At 70.1% G+C, this 16,240-nt stretch carries 13 protein-coding genes and 4 pseudogenes; 12 read left to right on the top strand and 5 right to left on the bottom strand.

Features of this window, described 5'->3' with window-relative positions:
- The first annotated feature begins 465 nt into the window (after positions 1 to 465).
- The 6 genes and pseudogenes from AOQ53_RS04425 to AOQ53_RS45165 all read left to right on the top strand — a co-directional run.
- Positions 466 to 1,092, top strand: a complete 627-nt coding sequence (locus AOQ53_RS04425) for a cupin domain-containing protein (protein ID WP_059415147.1) — start codon at positions 466 to 468, stop codon at positions 1,090 to 1,092.
- Positions 1,093 to 1,144: 52 nt separating this feature from the next.
- Positions 1,145 to 1,708 carry an NADPH-dependent FMN reductase gene (locus AOQ53_RS04420; RefSeq protein ID WP_059415146.1) on the top strand — a complete coding sequence of 188 codons (564 nt, stop codon included), beginning with the start codon at positions 1,145 to 1,147 and terminating at the stop codon, positions 1,706 to 1,708.
- A 282-nt stretch (positions 1,709 to 1,990) separates the two neighbouring features.
- Positions 1,991 to 3,550 carry an FAD-dependent oxidoreductase gene (locus tag AOQ53_RS04415; RefSeq protein WP_059415144.1) on the top strand — a complete coding sequence of 520 codons (1,560 nt, stop codon included), beginning with the start codon at positions 1,991 to 1,993 and terminating at the stop codon, positions 3,548 to 3,550.
- 157 nt (positions 3,551 to 3,707) lie between these two features.
- Positions 3,708 to 5,375 (top strand): cytochrome bc1 complex cytochrome b subunit, encoded by a 1,668-nt coding sequence (gene qcrB, locus AOQ53_RS04410; protein WP_059415143.1) that lies wholly within the window; start codon positions 3,708 to 3,710, stop codon positions 5,373 to 5,375.
- A 99-nt stretch (positions 5,376 to 5,474) separates the two neighbouring features.
- Positions 5,475 to 5,834, top strand: coding sequence for a DUF3099 domain-containing protein (locus AOQ53_RS04405; RefSeq protein ID WP_059415142.1), 360 nt, complete (start codon positions 5,475 to 5,477; stop codon positions 5,832 to 5,834).
- Between the two features lie 207 nt (positions 5,835 to 6,041).
- Positions 6,042 to 6,140, top strand: a pseudogene (locus AOQ53_RS45165) (IS5/IS1182 family transposase); the annotation flags it as partial.
- 270 nt (positions 6,141 to 6,410) lie between these two features.
- Here the strand turns inward: AOQ53_RS45165 and AOQ53_RS45160 are convergent.
- Together AOQ53_RS45160 and AOQ53_RS04400 are read right to left on the bottom strand one after the other, a co-directional pair.
- Positions 6,411 to 6,529 (bottom strand): annotated as a pseudogene (locus AOQ53_RS45160) (IS5/IS1182 family transposase); the annotation flags it as partial.
- Positions 6,530 to 6,538: 9 nt separating this feature from the next.
- Positions 6,539 to 7,525 (bottom strand): zinc metalloprotease, encoded by a 987-nt coding sequence (locus AOQ53_RS04400; RefSeq protein WP_059415141.1) that lies wholly within the window; start codon positions 7,523 to 7,525, stop codon positions 6,539 to 6,541.
- A gap of 188 nt (positions 7,526 to 7,713) precedes the next feature.
- On the opposite strand from AOQ53_RS04400, the gene AOQ53_RS04395 reads away from it, so the two are divergent.
- The 5 genes from AOQ53_RS04395 (at position 7,714) to AOQ53_RS04375 (ending at position 12,459) form a co-directional block, all read left to right on the top strand.
- Positions 7,714 to 8,037, top strand: coding sequence for a hypothetical protein (locus AOQ53_RS04395; protein WP_059415140.1), 324 nt, complete (start codon positions 7,714 to 7,716; stop codon positions 8,035 to 8,037).
- Between the two features lie 242 nt (positions 8,038 to 8,279).
- A complete protein-coding gene (locus AOQ53_RS04390) occupies positions 8,280 to 9,026 on the top strand; it encodes a ZIP family metal transporter (protein WP_059415137.1) in 747 nt (248 codons plus the stop codon).
- A 211-nt stretch (positions 9,027 to 9,237) separates the two neighbouring features.
- Positions 9,238 to 10,683 carry a tyrosinase family protein gene (locus AOQ53_RS04385; protein WP_059415135.1) on the top strand — a complete coding sequence of 482 codons (1,446 nt, stop codon included), beginning with the start codon at positions 9,238 to 9,240 and terminating at the stop codon, positions 10,681 to 10,683.
- A 37-nt stretch (positions 10,684 to 10,720) separates the two neighbouring features.
- Positions 10,721 to 11,158, top strand: a complete 438-nt coding sequence (locus AOQ53_RS04380) for a hypothetical protein (RefSeq protein WP_059415134.1) — start codon at positions 10,721 to 10,723, stop codon at positions 11,156 to 11,158.
- A 770-nt stretch (positions 11,159 to 11,928) separates the two neighbouring features.
- Positions 11,929 to 12,459 (top strand): hypothetical protein, encoded by a 531-nt coding sequence (locus AOQ53_RS04375; RefSeq protein WP_059415157.1) that lies wholly within the window; start codon positions 11,929 to 11,931, stop codon positions 12,457 to 12,459.
- Positions 12,460 to 12,554: 95 nt separating this feature from the next.
- Here the strand turns inward: AOQ53_RS04375 and AOQ53_RS04370 are convergent.
- Positions 12,555 to 13,133, bottom strand: a pseudogene (locus AOQ53_RS04370) (helix-turn-helix domain-containing protein); the annotation flags it as partial.
- Positions 13,134 to 13,403: 270 nt separating this feature from the next.
- Between AOQ53_RS04370 and AOQ53_RS45775 the strand changes: the two are divergent.
- Positions 13,404 to 13,655: an SDR family NAD(P)-dependent oxidoreductase gene (locus AOQ53_RS45775; protein ID WP_236711573.1), complete on the top strand. Its 252-nt coding sequence runs from the start codon at positions 13,404 to 13,406 to the stop codon at positions 13,653 to 13,655.
- Positions 13,656 to 13,958: 303 nt separating this feature from the next.
- On the opposite strand, the pseudogene AOQ53_RS45770 reads toward AOQ53_RS45775, so the two are convergent.
- A pseudogene (locus AOQ53_RS45770) lies at positions 13,959 to 14,227 on the bottom strand (transposase); the annotation flags it as partial.
- 337 nt (positions 14,228 to 14,564) lie between these two features.
- A complete protein-coding gene (gene pdxR, locus AOQ53_RS04360) occupies positions 14,565 to 16,076 on the bottom strand; it encodes a MocR-like pyridoxine biosynthesis transcription factor PdxR (protein ID WP_059415128.1) in 1,512 nt (503 codons plus the stop codon).
- Positions 16,077 to 16,240: the final 164 nt, after the last annotated feature.

Raw genomic sequence — 16,240 nt, 5'->3', positions numbered from 1 at the left:
GCCATCCACGCAACCTTCGGGCGAGGCAGCGGAGAAGCACCTCAGATCCGCTGGAGCCCCGCCCCAGCCCGCCTGCACTCCCGCCGGAGCCCGGCCTGCCGCCCGCCGCAGTACGGCCCGCGCCCCGCCACAGCCGCCCCCGCGCCCGCCCGAAGCCGCACCCGGGTCCGCTGGAGCGCCGACGGCCACCCGCCCCCCGCAACCACCGGCCCCCGGCGCGGTCCGGGACCCGGCCCCGCACCCGCGCACAACCGCGTCACCAGGCACAACACCTCCGGCACGGCCCCGGCCGAGCCGCCGCACGCTCGCGGTCCCAGCGCTCGCGGTCCGCCCGGCCGGCTCGCCGCGCGCGCGGACCGTAACGGCAAACCGCCCTGTTCAACCGCGCCTTCGCAGCCGCAGTCGGACACCCGGGCCGCGGGTTAGATCGAAGACGCCGTGCGACGCGATCCGAGAGAGGACTCCATGACGTACATCATCCACCCCGGTGACCGGCCCGAAGGCCGCCGCGGATTCGAGATCGTGCTGTCGAGCAAGATGACGGACGGGGCGGCGTCGTTGGTGGAGACCCGCCAGGGACCGGCCTGGTCCGGCCCGCCGCTGCACACGCACGCGGAGTCCACGGAGACCTACTTCGTCGTCTCCGGCAAGCTGATCGTCCAGGTTGACGACGAGGTCGTCGAACTCGGCCCGAGCGCCATGGCCCACATCACCGTCGGCACCCGGCACACCTGGGCCACCCCTCCCGGCGAGGGCGCGCACTTCCTGACCCTCCACATGCCCGGCGGTTACGAGGACTACCACCCCACCGCGTTGCAGGCCGAGAAGGACAACGGCGGCCCGCTCACCCAGGAGGACCTGTTCAAGATCGCCGCCCGGTTCGACTGGCGCCCGGCGGGCGAGCAGCCGATGCGCCTGACCCCCGACGGCCGCCTGGTCCCCGCCGCGCAGGCCGACGACGAGGCCGCCCGCCTGCGCGAGGAGTGGCTCAAGGCCAACGACCGGCCGATCGAGATCCAGCCCATCCACGAGGACGGCTTCTACGACAAGGCCGACAAGGCCGACAAGGCCGAGGCCGAGCAGAACGCCTGAGCGCCTCGAGCGCCCGTTGCCAACACCTGAGCCCCCCCACGAAGGAGCCCCCGTGAGCGACCTGAAGATCGCCGTCATCCTCGGCAGCACCCGCCCCGGCCGCAACGGCAAGGCGGTCGCCGACTGGGTCATGGACCGGGCCGGCGCCCGCCCCGCCGCCGAGTACGAACTCGTCGACCTCGCCGACCATCCGCTGCCGCTGCTGGACGAGCCCGTCCCGGCAGCCCGCCACCAGTACCGCAACGAGCACACCAAGGCCTGGGCCGCGAAGATCGCCGCCTACGACGGATACGTCTTCGTCACCCCCGAGTACAACCACTCCGTCCCGGCCGCGCTGAAGAACGCCATCGACTACCTGCACCAGGAGTGGGCCGACAAGGCCGCCGCCTTCGTCTCCTACGGCACCCTCGGCGGCGCCCGCGCCATCGAGCACCTGCGCGCCATCGCCAGCGAACTGCGCCTGGCGCACGTCCGCCAGCAGCTGTCCTTCTCGATGTTCACCGACTTCGAGAACTGGTCCCTGTTCAAGCCGGGCGAGCAGCACGACGAGTCCGCGCCCGTCCTGTTCGACCAGCTGGAGTCCTGGGCCCGCGCCCTCAAGACCGTCCGCGTCTGAGAAGGCCCGAGAGGCACACGCGGCCCGCCACGACCGCCGCGGCAGACGCCCCCGGGCCCGCCCGGCCGGCCCCTGCCCGGCGGGCCGGGGGCCCCCGCCGCACTTCGCCGCGCGGCGCGAAGACGCCGACGTTTTCCGCCGCGTACGCGAAAGCCGCTCGAATCCCCCTCGCGGCCCCGTCGACGAACCCTCGAGCCATCGCTCCCCACCGGCTGATCCCCGCCGCGCGGACCGCCGTTGCCCGCATCATGCAAGAACGACCCACACGGAGGGGGCAACCGAGTGAGTGTGCACGCACATGCCGCCGAGACCGCAAGAGGGGGCGGCGGCCACGGCCACGCCGTGGTCCTCGGCTCGTCTCTCGCCGGGCTCACCGCGGCCCGCGCCCTGGCCGGCTTCATGGACCGGGTCACCGTCGTCGAACGCGACTGGGTCCCGCGCGGACCCGTCCGCCGCCGGGGCCTGCCCCAGGCGAGGCACACGCACAGCCTCATGAAAGCCGCCCAACAGGGCCTGGAACAGCTGTTCCCCGGCATAGTCCAAGACCTCACCGACGCCGGAGCGGTGCACGTCCGCATGCCCGAGGACATGCTGCTGCTCGGCCCGAGCGGCTGGCTGCCTCGCGTCGGCTCCGGCCTGTCGATGCTCAGCGCAAGCCGCGACCTGATCGACGCGGTGACCCGCGACCGGCTGCTCGCCGACCCCAAGGTGACCCTCCTGGCCGAGCACGAGGCGGTCGCACTCCAGCCCGGCCCCCAGGACACCGTCACCGGCGTGTGGATACGCCGGCGCGACCGCAAGGCGCCCGACGGATGGGGCCTGCGCCGCCTGCTGTCCGCCGACTTCGTGGTGGACGCCACCGGACGCGGCTCGCGCGCCCCCCAATGGCTCGCCGAACTCGGCTACGAGCCTCCCCGCGAGACCGTGGCCGACGCCGGCACCGCCGTCGCCACCGCCGTGTTCACCGCGCCCGTCGGCCACGTCGCCGACTGGAAGAGCCTGTTGCTGATGCCCTCGCCCGACAACCCGGCCCAGGGCATGCTCAACCCCCTGGAGGGCGGCCGCTGGTCGGTGTCGATCTGCACCGGCGACGGCGGGAAGGCGCCCACCGGCCACGCGGGACTGCTGCACGCCGCGGGCGGCCTGCGCCACCCCTTGCTGCACGACGTCCTGCGGGCCGCCACCCCGCTCGGCCCGGTCTACGTCTGCCGCGCCACCGAGAACCGCTGGCGGCACTTCGAGAAACTGCGGCGCTGGCCCGACCAGTTCCTCGTTCTCGGCGACGCCTTCGCCGCCTTCGACCCGGCCCACGGACAGGGCATGACCACCGCGGTGCAGTCCGCCCTCGTCCTCGGCCACATGCTGGCCGACCACGGCACAGCCGTCGGCCTCGGTTACCGGCTGCGCCGGGCCCTCGCCCACCGCCTGGCCCCCGCCTGGCGGACGAGCACCCGCGCCGTACGGGCGGCGAAGAGCGACCAGGACTCCGGCGTCGGCACCCGGCTCGGCCGGCGCTACCACGCCCGGATCGCGGCAGCCGCGACCAGCGACCCGTACGCGGCGACGGCGCTGCTCCACCTCCTGAAGGCGGCCGCACCCCCAGCCACGGCGCTACGGCCACGGGTGCTGAGAGCCGCCCTGCGCGGCCCGCACAGCCCCGCCCCGACGGCCCTCGCGGCGGTGCCGGCGGCCCCGCCCCACCCCCCACACGGCCCGGACGCCCGCCGCCCCCGCCGAGCCGCGCCCACCACGACCGGCCTCCCCGCAGGCCCGGCACGGCAGAGCCTCCCTACTCGCAACTTCCTTGAGGAGGACTTGAGTTGGAACATCAATCCGACTTGAGGACGCTTGTTCGGCCCCACCGTGCGCGGATACCGTTTCAGCTGCTCCAAGGCACGGGCCCGCTTGCGCCGCAGCAGGCCGACCCGACGACCGACCGCTTACCGGCCGGGCCGGGTGTGCCAGTGACGGCCGAGCGGCGAGGGGAGGGTGCGCGCAGATGAGCACGACCGAAACGGCGCCGCCGGGTGCGCGCACCGAGACATCCAAAGGCGTCCGCATCGCTGACTGGGCGGACGGACGGCTCGGGATCTACAGCTTCCACAGCCTGATCCGCAAGGTGTTCCCCGACCACTGGTCGTTCATGGTCGGCGAGATCGCCCTCTACAGCTTCATCGTGCTGCTGCTCACCGGCGTCTGGCTCACCCTGTTCTTCGACCCGAGCATGGCCGAGACCGTCTACGAGGGCTCCTACGCCCCGCTGCACGGCGTCACGATGTCGCAGGCGTACGCCTCCACCCTCGACATCAGCTTCGACGTACGCGGCGGCCTGCTCGTCCGCCAGCTGCACCACTGGGCGGCCCTCACCATGATCGCCGCCCTCTGCGTGCACACGATGCGCCACTTCTTCACCGGCTCGTTCCGCAAGCCGCGCGAAATGAACTGGCTGATCGGCTTCGTGCTCCTGGTCCTGGTCATCCTCGAAGGCTTCCTCGGCTACTCACTGCCCGACGACCTGCTCTCCGGCACCGGCCTGCGCATCGCCGAAGGCGTCACCCTCGCCATCCCGGTGGTCGGCACCTACCTGACGATGTTCCTCTTCGGCGGCGAGTTCCCCGGCCACGACGTGATCCAGCGGTTCTACGGCTTCCACATCCTGCTGCTGCCCGGAATCATCACGGCCCTGGTCACCGTCCACCTGATCCTGGTCTTCTACCACAAGCACACCCAGTTCCGGGGCCCCGGCCGCACCGAGCGGAACGTCGTCGGCCAGCCCCTGATGCCGAACTACGCGGCCAAGGCAGGCGGCTTCTTCTTCCTCGTCACCGGCTTCCTCGCCCTGGTCGCCGGCATCGCACAGATCAACCCCGTGTGGGCCTACGGTCCCTACCGCGCCGACCAGATCTCCCAGGGATCACAGCCCGACTGGTACATGGGCTTCCTCGAAGGCGCCCTGCGCGCCATGCCGCCCTGGGAGTTCGTCCTGTGGGGCTACACCGTCAACCTCGGCGTCCTGATCCCGGCCGTCGTCGTGCCCACCCTGATGGCCGCCGTGCTCGCCCTGTGGCCCTTCCTCGAGGCCTGGGTCACCAAGGACAAAGAGGAACACCACCTCCTCGACCGACCGCGCGACCACCCCACCAGGACCGCGTTCGGCTGCGCCTTCATCGCGCTCTACCTGGTGCTGTTCTTCGGCGGCGCAAACGACATCCTGGCCGAGCGCTTCCACCTGTCCCTCAACTCCGTCACCTGGGTGGTACGCATCGGCTTCTTCGTCGTCCCCGTACTGACCTACGTCGTCACCCGCCGGATCTGCCTCGGCCTCCAGCGACGCGACCGCGACAAGCTCCTGCACGGCCGTGAGACCGGCAGGATCCGCAGGCTCCCGCACGGCGAGTTCATCGAGGTGCACGAACCCCTCGACCGCGGCACGCAGTACGCGCTGCTGTCCAGGCAGGACTACCAGCCCCTGCCGGCGCCCGCACCCGAGCACAACGGCATACCCAACCCGCACCACCGCAAGGAAGTCCTGCGCCACCGCCTCAGCCGCTGGCTCTACGGCGGTCAGATCGCGAAGCCGACCCGCGAGGAACTGGCCCACGCCGAGCACACCGAGCACGACGAACACGCCGTCGAGCAGCGGGAGCAGGGCCAGGACGTGCACTGACCCGGCGGCACATCGCAGAGGGCCGGCCAGCACGGCTGCGCGGGTGACCAGGGACGGGTCACCCGCGCAGCCGTTTCGCGTACGACGAACGGAGGCCCGATGAGCACCAGCCCGTGGCGCCGGGAAGCCCCCCGCCCCGAGTCCATCACCCAGGCCCGCACCGGCCTGACCCGGGACCTGCAAGGCCGCGAGCGCCGCTACTTCACCGCCATGCTGATCCGCACCGCCTGCGTCGTCCTGATGGCCCTCACCTGGGCCCACTGGCCCGCCGTAGCCATCGGCGCCCTCATCGGCTCGGTCGTCATCCCCTACGTAGCCGTAGTAGCCGCCCAGGCCGGCTGGCGCCAACAACGCGGTACCCGCGCCCCCCTGACCCCCGCCCCGGAAGAATCCCCCACCCCCCACACCGTCCTCGAACCCACCCTGATCCTCCCGCCGGACCAACACCCGACAACCTGACCGCGCCAACAGAAGACGGAGTCTGGAACGCCCGGCGTTCAACCGACGGCCGGGCCCGTCGACGAACGGTGTAACCAGGGTGGTTGGGTTGCGGGAGGCACACTTCCGGCGTGCGGATCAAGGAATGGGCGACTTTGAGGCTGCCGCAGCCATCGGCATCGACGTCCGGACGCCGCAAGCGATGGCGGAACGGGCGCGCCGCCTCCCGGCCTGGGCCGGGTGCGATGGGTTGCCGAGTCCGCCATCGCCTGGCTCCACGGCTTTGGCCGCTTACGAACCCGCTGGGAAACAGACCCCGCTCACAACACTCACCCCACCACCGCTGATCCCGCCGCGGCAACGACCCGAATACATCGGCAACGAACTCCGATAACTCACCCCGGAGCCGTTCCGCCTCCCCCGGCCTCGTACCAGGCAAATACCCGCCACCAGGCGGAGATCCCCCAAGGTGACGGCGGGTTCGGCGAGCAGGTGGCGCCGGTGGAAGTGGCCGCTGCTGTCCATCACGAACACCCTGGTGGTTACGGTGATGGCCGCCAGGCCGACTCGACGACCCGGGCCCGGATCACGGCAGCCGCGGCGCGGGCACGTTGACCTCGATATCCCGAAGCACGGCGGCAGTGACCGCCACGCACAGCCGCTGACCAGTACGTGGCCGCGAACGGAGGGATCAGCGGCTTGGCGATCTCCCACAACCCCTGTGGTTACGCCAGGACGGCCTGGCGGGCCGCAAACGACTTACGGGCGTTTTGGAACGTGGAGTGCATCCGGGCCACTTGGCCTTCTGTGAACATGAACATCGCCGCGTCGTCGGTGTAGTCCATGTAGTTCATGAACATGTCCCCGTTCGGCCCGTTGCTGCACGTCACATGAGGGAAGGCTGGACTCTCGATATTGGGCCCTTCCTGGTTGGGAGTGTCTGCGACGAGGTCGTCGCCGGCACACCCCCGCTGCTCGCCCCAGATGTGTCGCAGGTTGAGCCAGTGCCCGACCTCGTGCGTTGTCGTGCGGCCTCCATTGAACGGCCTGGCGGCGGTTCCGTTGGTTCCGAAGCCTGTGTGAGTGACGACGACACCGTCCGTGGACGCCGGACCACCCGGGAACTGCGCGTAGCCGAGCAGCCCTCTTGTCAGCTGACAGACCCAGATGTTGAGGTAGGCGTTTGCGGGCCAGGCATCCTGGCCGCCACTCTGCGAGAACTTGACCTTGTTGTCCTTTCTCTTCTCGGGGTCGGGGGAATTGGGGTCAGGGGCCGCGAAGCTGGTGACCGAGGTCCTGGTACGCGTGATGCCGGTCGTGGGTCGCCCGAGCGGGTCGGCGGTAGCGAGGTGAAAGCGGATGCGGGCATCGCCGGCGACACTCTGCCAGACCGTCGGCACCTTGCTGATGTCCGGATTCTTCTTCCCGAAGTCATCATTCAGCACGGCGATCTGACTGCGGATCTGTGCATCACTGATGTTCTGCTCATCGGTGTTGTGCACAACGTGCACGACGACGGGGACGTCGATCACGCCTTCTTCTCTCGCCACTCTCCGCTCCCCGCTTTCGTAGGCGGACGCGGCCTCCTCGAGCAGCACGCAGTTCTCGGCGTAGTCCGGTTTGGTGTCGAGGAGTTGCCGGTGATTTCTCATCGTGGCACACCAGTCGATGTACTCAGGGGAAGCGCTGCGGAGGGATGATTCGTCAGACATGGGGTCTCTCCTGCCAGTGTCTGGAGATGGTGCTTTCGTGCGGTGGGGCGCTGAAGCAAGAAGCTCACACTTGGACGGGGACCCGGTCGTCCTACTGTGCGGGCACCCTCCCACCACCCCTACACTCGAGAGTAGGCATATTCGAACAAAAGGGGCAAACTGCATTGTGATAGCGAGGTGGTTAAGCGATGAACGAACTTCCTCGTAGTCTGTTCCAGAGGTGGTGGCACTCCTTCGAGGAAGACACCGAAGGTGTAACGGTCTATCGGCCTGACGACTACGACTTCCCGCTTGCGCGCGGTCGTGGTGGGCTGGCATTCCTGCCGGACGGTACGTTCATCGACTACCTCGTGGGTCCTGTGGACGCTCCCGAATCGGTGCCCGGTCGATGGCGGCTCGTGGAGGATCGTCGACTGAGCATCTCCTTCCCCGGAAGCGATCACCCGGACTACGAGCTGGAGATTCTGCGCTGCGATGAGCACGCCCTGAAGATCCGCTCGACATCAGCGTGACTGCCGGGTCGGCGTGACGACACGGAGAGGCTCATTCTCACGTCTCCCCGCCAACCATGCACGAGCTCGTTAGGACTACGGGGCCGGGTGGACCGGGGGCCAGGAGATGGGGCTTCACCCGAACGGCTGCCCCCATGCCGTCAGAATGCCACGCCCATGTCCCTCGGGATGCGGGCGGGTGGGACACGTGACAGCGTCGCAGGGTGTTCCTGGTGCACTCGCTTCACGAAAGGTGAACCGCGATGGGTGCGGTGGTCGATGCGGGGGCGGGGGCCGTGCTGTCGTGGGGGGAGTTCGATCGCGCTCAGTACGTGGGGCTCGTATTGATCACGGTGGGGACCCTGGCCGGGGCCTGGCTGGGGCGGCGCTGGTCGCATCGGTCGACGGTGCTGCTCGGGGCGGCGTCGGGCGTGCTGCTGGCCGTGGCCGGGGTTGACATCGTGCCGCACGCTCTGGAAGAAGCGAAGGAGGTGGGGGCGCCCGGCTGGGTGGTGCCGGTCGTCGTCGTGGCCACCTTCGCGCTCTTTTCGGTCGGGCGCTGGACGGGCCGACAGGGTGAACCCGGGCGCCTCACGTGCGGCGGGATGGCCGTGGCCCTCGTACTGCACCGTTTCGTGGAGGGTATGTCCGTGGTCTTGCTGCCCTCGGTCACCGTGGTGGCCGCGATCTTCGTGCACTCCGTCAGCGAGGGACTCGCGCTCACGGCGGTGCTGGAGGCGCGAGGCCGACGGCGCCTGACCCCGTGGCTGATCGTCGCCTGTCTGAGCCCGCTCGTCGGCGGCTGGGTCACCGAGGCGGCACACGTGCCGGAGTGGATGCATGTGCTGCTGCTCGCGCTGGTCGCGGGCGTGCTGTTGCGGGGCGCGCTGACAGCCTTGGCGGTGGCTCAGCGCCGACAGGTCACCGGGGAGTTGGCGGGCTCGCCCGTCCTGCTGGCGCTCGGCTCGGCGGTCGTCGTCACCGCGACAGCCGCGCTGGTCGTGCGCTGACCTCGTGCCGTTCCCCCTCAAACCCCTCGAGTTGCATCCGCGTGACTCGATGCGACGCTGGAAGTGGATACCTCCCACAGGGGTAGGCGCGACACGTCCTTGAGCGGCATTGCGCCCCCGTGGCATTCGCTGCCGCGCCTTTCCTCCACTCCTCACCCAGGAGGGCACAGCCATGGCCGGAGCGGTTCGAACACGTCGTGACACGACGAAAATGACGGAAGCCTGGGACGATCAGCTCCTGTGGTACGCCCGAGCGGTACGGGCGATGCAGGGCAAGCCGGAGACGGATCCGACGAGCTGGCTCTTCCAGGCCAACATCCACGGTACGAGTAGCGACAGCGACAACCCGGAGTGGAACAACTGCCCGCACGGCGGCTGGTTTTTCCTGCCCTGGCACCGCGCCTACATCCTCTGCTTCGAGGAGATCGTGCGCCACGTCATCAAGGACGAGCTGAACGGCCCCGACGACTGGGCCCTGCCGTACTGGAACTACACCCGCGTCACGAACGGCGACCCGAACAGCCCGGAGTCCCAGGCGTGCCGTCGCCTGCCGATCGAGTTCCTGAGCCCTGACTGGCCCGACGGGAAAGGGGACAACCCCCTGTTCCTGGGGGCTCCCGATCGCGACACGGATGCCGCGGCCGGGCACTCCATCCAGTGGCCCGAGGTCAACCCGCACAACGCCATGCAGGCACCGCACTTCACCGGCGTGACGCAGTTCGGCAGCGCAGACACCGACAGCCAGCTGATCCACCTGAACCTCGGCGGGTCCGGTCAGCTGGAGATGCAGCCCCACAACCTCATCCACGGCTTCGTGGGCGGTGTGATGTCCCAGTTCTTCTCGCCCCGCGACCCCGTCTTCTGGCTCCATCACGCCAACATCGACCGCCTCTGGGCCGCCTGGCTCACCAACCCCGACCACCAGAACCCGACGGACCCGGACTGGCTCGGATTTACCCACCACTTCCGCAACGCGCAGGGCAACCAGGTGGGGTTCACGTCCCAGGACCTCCTCGACGAACAGCAGCTCGGGTACATGTACGAATCCCTGACCGAGGGTGTCGGCCTCAAGCCTCCCGAGCGCCTCGTCGCCATGCTGGCCGCCGGCGCCAATCCCCCGCCGGAGACGGTCGTGGCCACCACCGGGCCGACCGGCCTGGGCGCAGAGAGCGTCACTGTCCCCCTGAGCCCGGAGCCCACGGCGCGCGCCTCGGCCCTGCCGGAGGCCGCCTCACCGGAGACCCCGTCCCGCGCCATCCTCAACATCGACGAGGTACGCGCCGACACGCCGCCCGGAACGAACTACCGCGTCTACGTCGGCGCCCGGCCGGACCACGAAGAGGATCTCGACCCGGAAGGCCCGTACTTCATCGGCCACCTCCACTTCTTCGGCGCGGTCGGCAGCAATGCCCACCATCACGAGCACGGCGGGTCGGGGCTCAGCTTCAAGTTCGACATCACCGACCAGCTGACCGAGCTGCGTCGGCTGGGCCGGTGGGACGGCGAGGGCATTCCGCCCGTCGTGGTGACGCCGGCCCCGCTCGGCCCACCGCCCGGCGCCGGACCGGAAGCGCGCACCCGCACGGTCATGCCGACGGTCCCGCCCGAGTCCCGTCCCCGCATCGGCAGCGTATCCCTGATCACCACCGAACCCTAGGCAGGGACAACCGACGCATCGAGACACGGAGGCGGCGATGGACACAGCGGACCTGGCCGGCACTTACACCTACCGAAGCTTCCTCGACCGCCCCGAACCGGTCGACGACTTCAACACGCTCCGCTTCGCGCAACTGGAGCTGAGGCTCTCTGTCGAGCCGGGTGGGGTGGTCAGCGGAGCCTTGGTCTTCCCCACGGACCCAGGCGAGGAACCCCTCGCGATGGACATGACCGGTAAGGCCACGAACGGACCCGGCGTGCACTTCACCCTCACGGGCCGCGGCCAGCCGGACACGCCCATCTCGGACTTCCACTACGAGTACGAGGGCATCGTCCTGCCCCGCTGGCCCACCGGGATCAACCAACGCCAGACCCTGGCGGGGACGGTCCTGCGGGCCGCGAACCACGGAAGCGGGCCCACCCTGGCCCGGGCCGGCCAGACCGCCAGCTTCCTCGCGGTCAAACGCGGCGCCTGAGCCAGCACATGAGGAGGGGCGGGGCCGAACGCCCCGCCCAGGGCAGCGGCACTTTTCGCTTACCTGCACCGCCCGTCGGCCCCGCTGCCCCTCCTCCGACTCCGCGAGAACCGGTGAAGGATCGCGTGTCGCGGTTCGTTCTTTCTGATCGGCATGCGTGGTGTTGAGCTGGGCTGTGCCAGCGCTCGAGGCGAACGTGGATCCCGCGAAGGCGGACCGCTGCACCAGCACCCGGTCGCCCGCACGGCCCACCGACCGGCTCGGCGCGGCCTGACATGACAAGCCGGAGTCGGCTGATGCCGGTGGTACCACGCCAGCGGCACCCGAGGCCCGCTGTTCCTCACCGACCGCAGATCCTGCGCCCACGCCCGGAGCCTGGTCACCACCCCGACCACCTCGTTCAGGCCCACGAACTCCAGCGCCGCCTGCGCCGACGCAACGCCAACGCCCGCCATCCCGATGGGCTGGCCGCCCAATGACGCGAGTGTGCTCGCATCCGCAGTGGAAGGCCATCCGCTGGGAAGCACGCCCCATCACCGAGGCGGCATGACAACCCGGTGAACCATCCCGGTCACAACACATGGCTAGTGCTGTGACCGCGAACGTTCACCGGGTTGTTCGCGATGCCCTCGATCGCCGGACGTGAACAACCCAGCTCGTGCGGCGAGTGAGCCCTCCTCAGGTCCTCCCTCAGCGGGTGCTCCCTCATCCGCAGGGCGGATACGGTCCGCCGTAGCGGACGAAGCGTGGCCGCCGTGTCCAGGGCCAGCATGTACGTCATGACGACAGCGACCGCCCCTCTCCCCGCCTGCGCACCTGCGCCTGTCTGGGCTCGCCGCGCCGCCCACGCCATCGCTCTGTGTGCCGTCCCGTCCGGCCTGTGGCGCATCGCCATGGCGTCCGGTGTCTATGTGGGCTACAGCGACCAGGTGCTGCGCGATGTCTTCGACATCCCAGGCTGGGGCATCGCATACGTCGTCGGCCTCTCCGTCCTCACTGAACTGGCCGCTCTGTTTCCGCTGCTCCTCGTCAGCGACCGGTGGAGGCCGCTGCACCCCAGGGTCCTCGCCCCGCTGGCCTGGACCGCCTCGGGCGTCCTGGTTCTGGTGGCGCTGTGGCAACTCGTGGTCGCTTTCACCGTCGAGAGCCAGACCTACATGTCGAGCGGTACGGCACAGACCGTCTGGGGGTTCGCTTTCGCCCCGCTGTTCGCCATCCCGGCCCTGATGACCGCGGTGACCTGGTCGTACACAAAGCGGCACCGGGCACGGGGACAGGCACACCCCCTACCCCGTCCTTGACATCGGCTCCCCCTGTCCCACCGCTTCCCGGCCCGACAGGCGTGGCCGATGGCTGAGCTGCCCAGTGATCGTTTCCGGGCCACAGGGTTGAGCGGTCAGGCTGCGGCGGCGAGTGGGCGCCCGCCCCAGCGGGTGCCCTTCTGGCTGCGGATGCGGGCGCGTTCTCGGCGTTGGGCGGCGAGTACGTCGGGGTGGCGGGCGTTGGTGTTGCGCCGGCGCAGGCAGCGGTGCAGGGCCCGGGTCTGTGCGGGGTGGCTGCGGTGGTGGGAGTCGGCCGGGGTGAACTGTCGCAGCGTTGCCAGGCTGTTGGCGGTGCCCTTGCGGCGGCGGTTGAGGCTCCACAGGCGGTCGTCGCCCGCGGAGTAGCAGCCGCGGACGTAGGTGACGCCGTGGGTGCGGCGGTGGGTCGCCGGCAGCCGGTCGGGCTTGCCCTGTTCGGCCCAGCAGGAGCCTTGGGTGGGCCGGATCTGGAGGGGCCCGAACTCGTCGAGGGCGAAGACCCGGTCGGGGAAGTGCTCCAGCACGTGCTCGATGCGGTCGAGCTCGGCGTCGCTTTCGGAGGGACGGCCTCCCGCCCATCGAGGGTCCAGGCAGGCCAGGCCGAGCTCGTTGAACCGGTGGATCACCTCCCGCACCGTGTCCTCGTCGGCCTGGACCAGCTGGGCGATCACCGGGCTGGAGGAACGAGATCTGCCCTACGCGGTCGGTGTCTCTTCCCGCCACACCGCCCACCCGGGGCCGGGGCCCGGCCCGTTCAGCCGGCCCACGCGGGCACCGGGAGTCCACCGAAGATGCAGTACCCCGAGCCCGCGCATGATTGGGGCCGCGTTTCTTCCAGGCCATGGCACGTTGGCGCACAGCGCGTAGACGGAAGCCTGCGGGTTCGTGATCACGGGTCCGCGTGTCAGAAGACGGTCGTCTGCCGACACCCAGGATTCCCGCGCGTGAGTCCCCGAGTGTTCACTCGGCTCCGCCCGCCATCGCGCGCCGAGAAGGGCGCCCTCAACCAGCTCTACGCCGCCGTCCAACCGCAAGCCCGGAGCGGCCAGTTCATCGGACCCGACGGACGCAACGAGTCCAAGGGCTACCCGACACTCGTACAGCCCGCGGAATCCGCGAAGAACCTTGACACCGCCCGTCGGCTCTGGGATCTCTCCGAGCGGCTCACTGGAGTCCGCTACGGGCTTCCCGACTGAGAGCACCTGACGGACAGCCCAGGTCGCGCAGCTGCGGGACCCACTTGAGTGGTGCGGCCGACCACCGGGATGCCACGATCGCGGGGATGGTCGGCGGCCTCGGAGCGCTGGCTCTCTCCGCCACGGCCCTGATAGCAGGAATCGGGTAACGCGTCCGGGACCTCGCGTCCCGCTCGGCCGTCGACCTTCTAAAGCCGATCTCCGCTGTCGCGGACCGAGTCGTAAGCGCTGCTCCAGCGCGCAGGCCCCACTGCAAGCGCTGGGCGGTCGGCGTCCGCGCCCTGGGGTGGGCGGTCGGCGTCCGCGCCCTGGAGTGGCGGCTTCGGCGATCAGGCCCCCCAGCAGAGCGGTGATGACGCCTGCATTCCGCCAGACCCGAAAGCGTCCGCAGACGGTCGGCCAGGGCCCGAACTCGTCTGGCATCTCACGCCACCGCGCGCCTGTCCTGAACCGTCAGATGTCACCCCCTCGAACTGATCCCGCAGCCGCTCGGGGTACGGGCCGTACTCGCCCATAAGCAGGAACGGCCCGAGCAACTTCCGCTGACTGTCGGTGAGTTGCCTACTTGTCACGACCGTCTTCCTACCGGATCCGCCCTTCCACGCGGATCCGGACCGGCAAGGTTGATCACGCATCACACACGCCCTGACGGAGTCCTACTCAGTACCGCGTCATGAGTGCTATTCAGACGTCATCACTCGCGAGAACATGACGCGGATGGTGAGTATCTACACGTCGCCTGTAGGTGCTCGGCTTTGGTGCCATGGGCCGACACTGTGGCCTGCGCTCTCCTGGTTGTCTCACGCTGGGCGTCCGCCTGCTGTCTCAGGTGCGTGGCTTACAGCGGTCCGCGCCCGGCGGTGGCCAAGGGCTCGTGGACAGCGTCGGTAACCTCGTCCGAAGGCGGCGTCAGGCCAGCTCGCGCAGCGTCTCGCCAAGCGCCGCCACCCCTTCGGCGATGGCTCCCGGCGGGGTGGCCGCGTAGCCGAGGACGAGCCCGGGGTGGCCGGGCATCTGCCGGTGCCACGACAGCGGCTGGCACTTCACGCCCCGGGCGAGCGCGGCGGCGGCGAGCTCGGTGTCAGGCACCTCCGGCGCGTACGTGACAGTAAGGTGCAGGCCGGCCGCTGCGCCGTGCACGACCGCGCCCGGCAGGTGCTCGGCGATGGCGTCGATCATCGCGTCGCGGCGCCGCCGGTGACGGCCGCGCAGCAGATGCAGATGCCGCTCCAAGTCGCCGGACTCCATCAGCCGGGCGAGCACCAGCTGCGGCAGCACGGCATTGCCTAGGTCGGTGAAGCGTTTCGCGTCGGTCAGCGCATCGCGGTAGCGGGGCGGCGGTACCACCCAGCCGATCCGCAGCGCGGGCGCGAGCAGCTTGGACACGCTGCCCATGTAACACACCTGGTCGGCCAGCAACGCACGCAGCGCGGCCACCGGCGGCCGGTCGTAGCGGTGCTCCGCGTCGTAGTCGTCCTCCATGATCAGCCCGCCGTCCTTCGCCCAGAGCAGCAGCTCGCGGCGGCGCTCGCCGCTCGTCACCACGCCGGTGGGGAATTGGTGGGCGGGCGTGAGCAGCACCGCGCGGGCGCCGGTGGCGCGCAGCGCGTCGACGCGCACGCCACCGTCGTCAACCGGCACCGGTGGGGTGGCCAGGGCTCCGTTCTGGAGGTGCTGGCGGGCGCCAAGCGAGCCGGGGTCCTCAACCGCGACGCTGTCGATGCCGTCCGCCCGCAGCACGGGGTGCAGCAGCGTGAGCGCTTGCGCGGTGCCAGCGACAACCAGCACCTCGTCCGGCCCCACCCGGATGCCGCGGCTGGTCGCCAGCCAGGTTGCGACAGCGCGGCGCAGTGGCGGGGCTCCGCGGGGGTCGCCGTAGCCGAGGTTCTCGGCGGACAGTTCGGCGAGCACGGCCCGTTCGGCGCGCAGCCAGGCCGTGCGGGGGAACGCGGTGAGGTCGGGCTGGCCGGGGGTGAAGTCGACGCGCGCGCGGTTAGCGCGCAGCGCGTCGAAGACGCCGGCATCGGGTTCGCTGGCGAAGAGCGTGCCTGACACCGCCCGGTCAGCGGGGACTGGCGCCGGACCCCGGCACGGCCTGGTCCCGCAGGGCGCCAACGGCTGCAAAGGAGGTGCCGCGACCACTACCGTCCCACCGCGCCGACGCCCCTCGACGTGGCCGTCCTCGGCCAGCCGCCGGTACGCTTCGGTGACCACCCCGCGCGAGACGCGCAGTTCTGCGGCCAGCACCCGGCTGGGCGGCAGCCTGCTGCCCACCGCCAACTGGCCGTCAGCTATCGCCTGCCGCAGCCGCCGGGTCAGCCAATCCGCCTTGCCGCCGACGGGTGCGTCACCGGAGTCGAGCTGCAGGAAATCGGAGCCGTAGGCAGGGGATCCGCAGCCCGCCGACGTGGCCGCCGTCATGGGTACGGCGGCCGTTCCGTCCGTTACCCGTCTCCCCTCGTTCACCGGGGCAATGGTGTCATACGCCACCGCAGCTTCTGCGTGCTCACCAAAGGCCTAGGGTCTGTTGCGAAAGTGGATCTTGTTCGTTGATGATGACGTGCTGTGGGACGTGGGGATCTGAC

Source organism: Streptomyces azureus, assembly GCF_001270025.1.
GTDB classification, from domain to species: Bacteria; Actinomycetota; Actinomycetes; order Streptomycetales; family Streptomycetaceae; genus Streptomyces; species Streptomyces azureus.
This window is presented reverse-complemented; position numbering and strand designations above follow the sequence as displayed.

Excerpts from the sequence above, each read along its gene's own strand:
- AOQ53_RS04425 (WP_059415147.1), top strand. The coding sequence starts at position 466 with ATGACGTACATCATCCACCCCGGTGACCGGCCCGAAGGCCGCCGCGGA.
- qcrB (WP_059415143.1), top strand. The coding sequence starts at position 3,708 with ATGAGCACGACCGAAACGGCGCCGCCGGGTGCGCGCACCGAGACATCC.
- AOQ53_RS04405 (WP_059415142.1), top strand. The coding sequence starts at position 5,475 with ATGAGCACCAGCCCGTGGCGCCGGGAAGCCCCCCGCCCCGAGTCCATC.
- AOQ53_RS04400 (WP_059415141.1), bottom strand. The coding sequence starts at position 7,525 with ATGTCTGACGAATCATCCCTCCGCAGCGCTTCCCCTGAGTACATCGAC.
- AOQ53_RS04395 (WP_059415140.1), top strand. The coding sequence starts at position 7,714 with ATGAACGAACTTCCTCGTAGTCTGTTCCAGAGGTGGTGGCACTCCTTC.
- AOQ53_RS04390 (WP_059415137.1), top strand. The coding sequence starts at position 8,280 with ATGGGTGCGGTGGTCGATGCGGGGGCGGGGGCCGTGCTGTCGTGGGGG.
- AOQ53_RS04385 (WP_059415135.1), top strand. The coding sequence starts at position 9,238 with ATGACGGAAGCCTGGGACGATCAGCTCCTGTGGTACGCCCGAGCGGTA.
- AOQ53_RS04380 (WP_059415134.1), top strand. The coding sequence starts at position 10,721 with ATGGACACAGCGGACCTGGCCGGCACTTACACCTACCGAAGCTTCCTC.
- AOQ53_RS04375 (WP_059415157.1), top strand. The coding sequence starts at position 11,929 with ATGTACGTCATGACGACAGCGACCGCCCCTCTCCCCGCCTGCGCACCT.
- pdxR (WP_059415128.1), bottom strand. The coding sequence starts at position 16,076 with ATGACGGCGGCCACGTCGGCGGGCTGCGGATCCCCTGCCTACGGCTCC.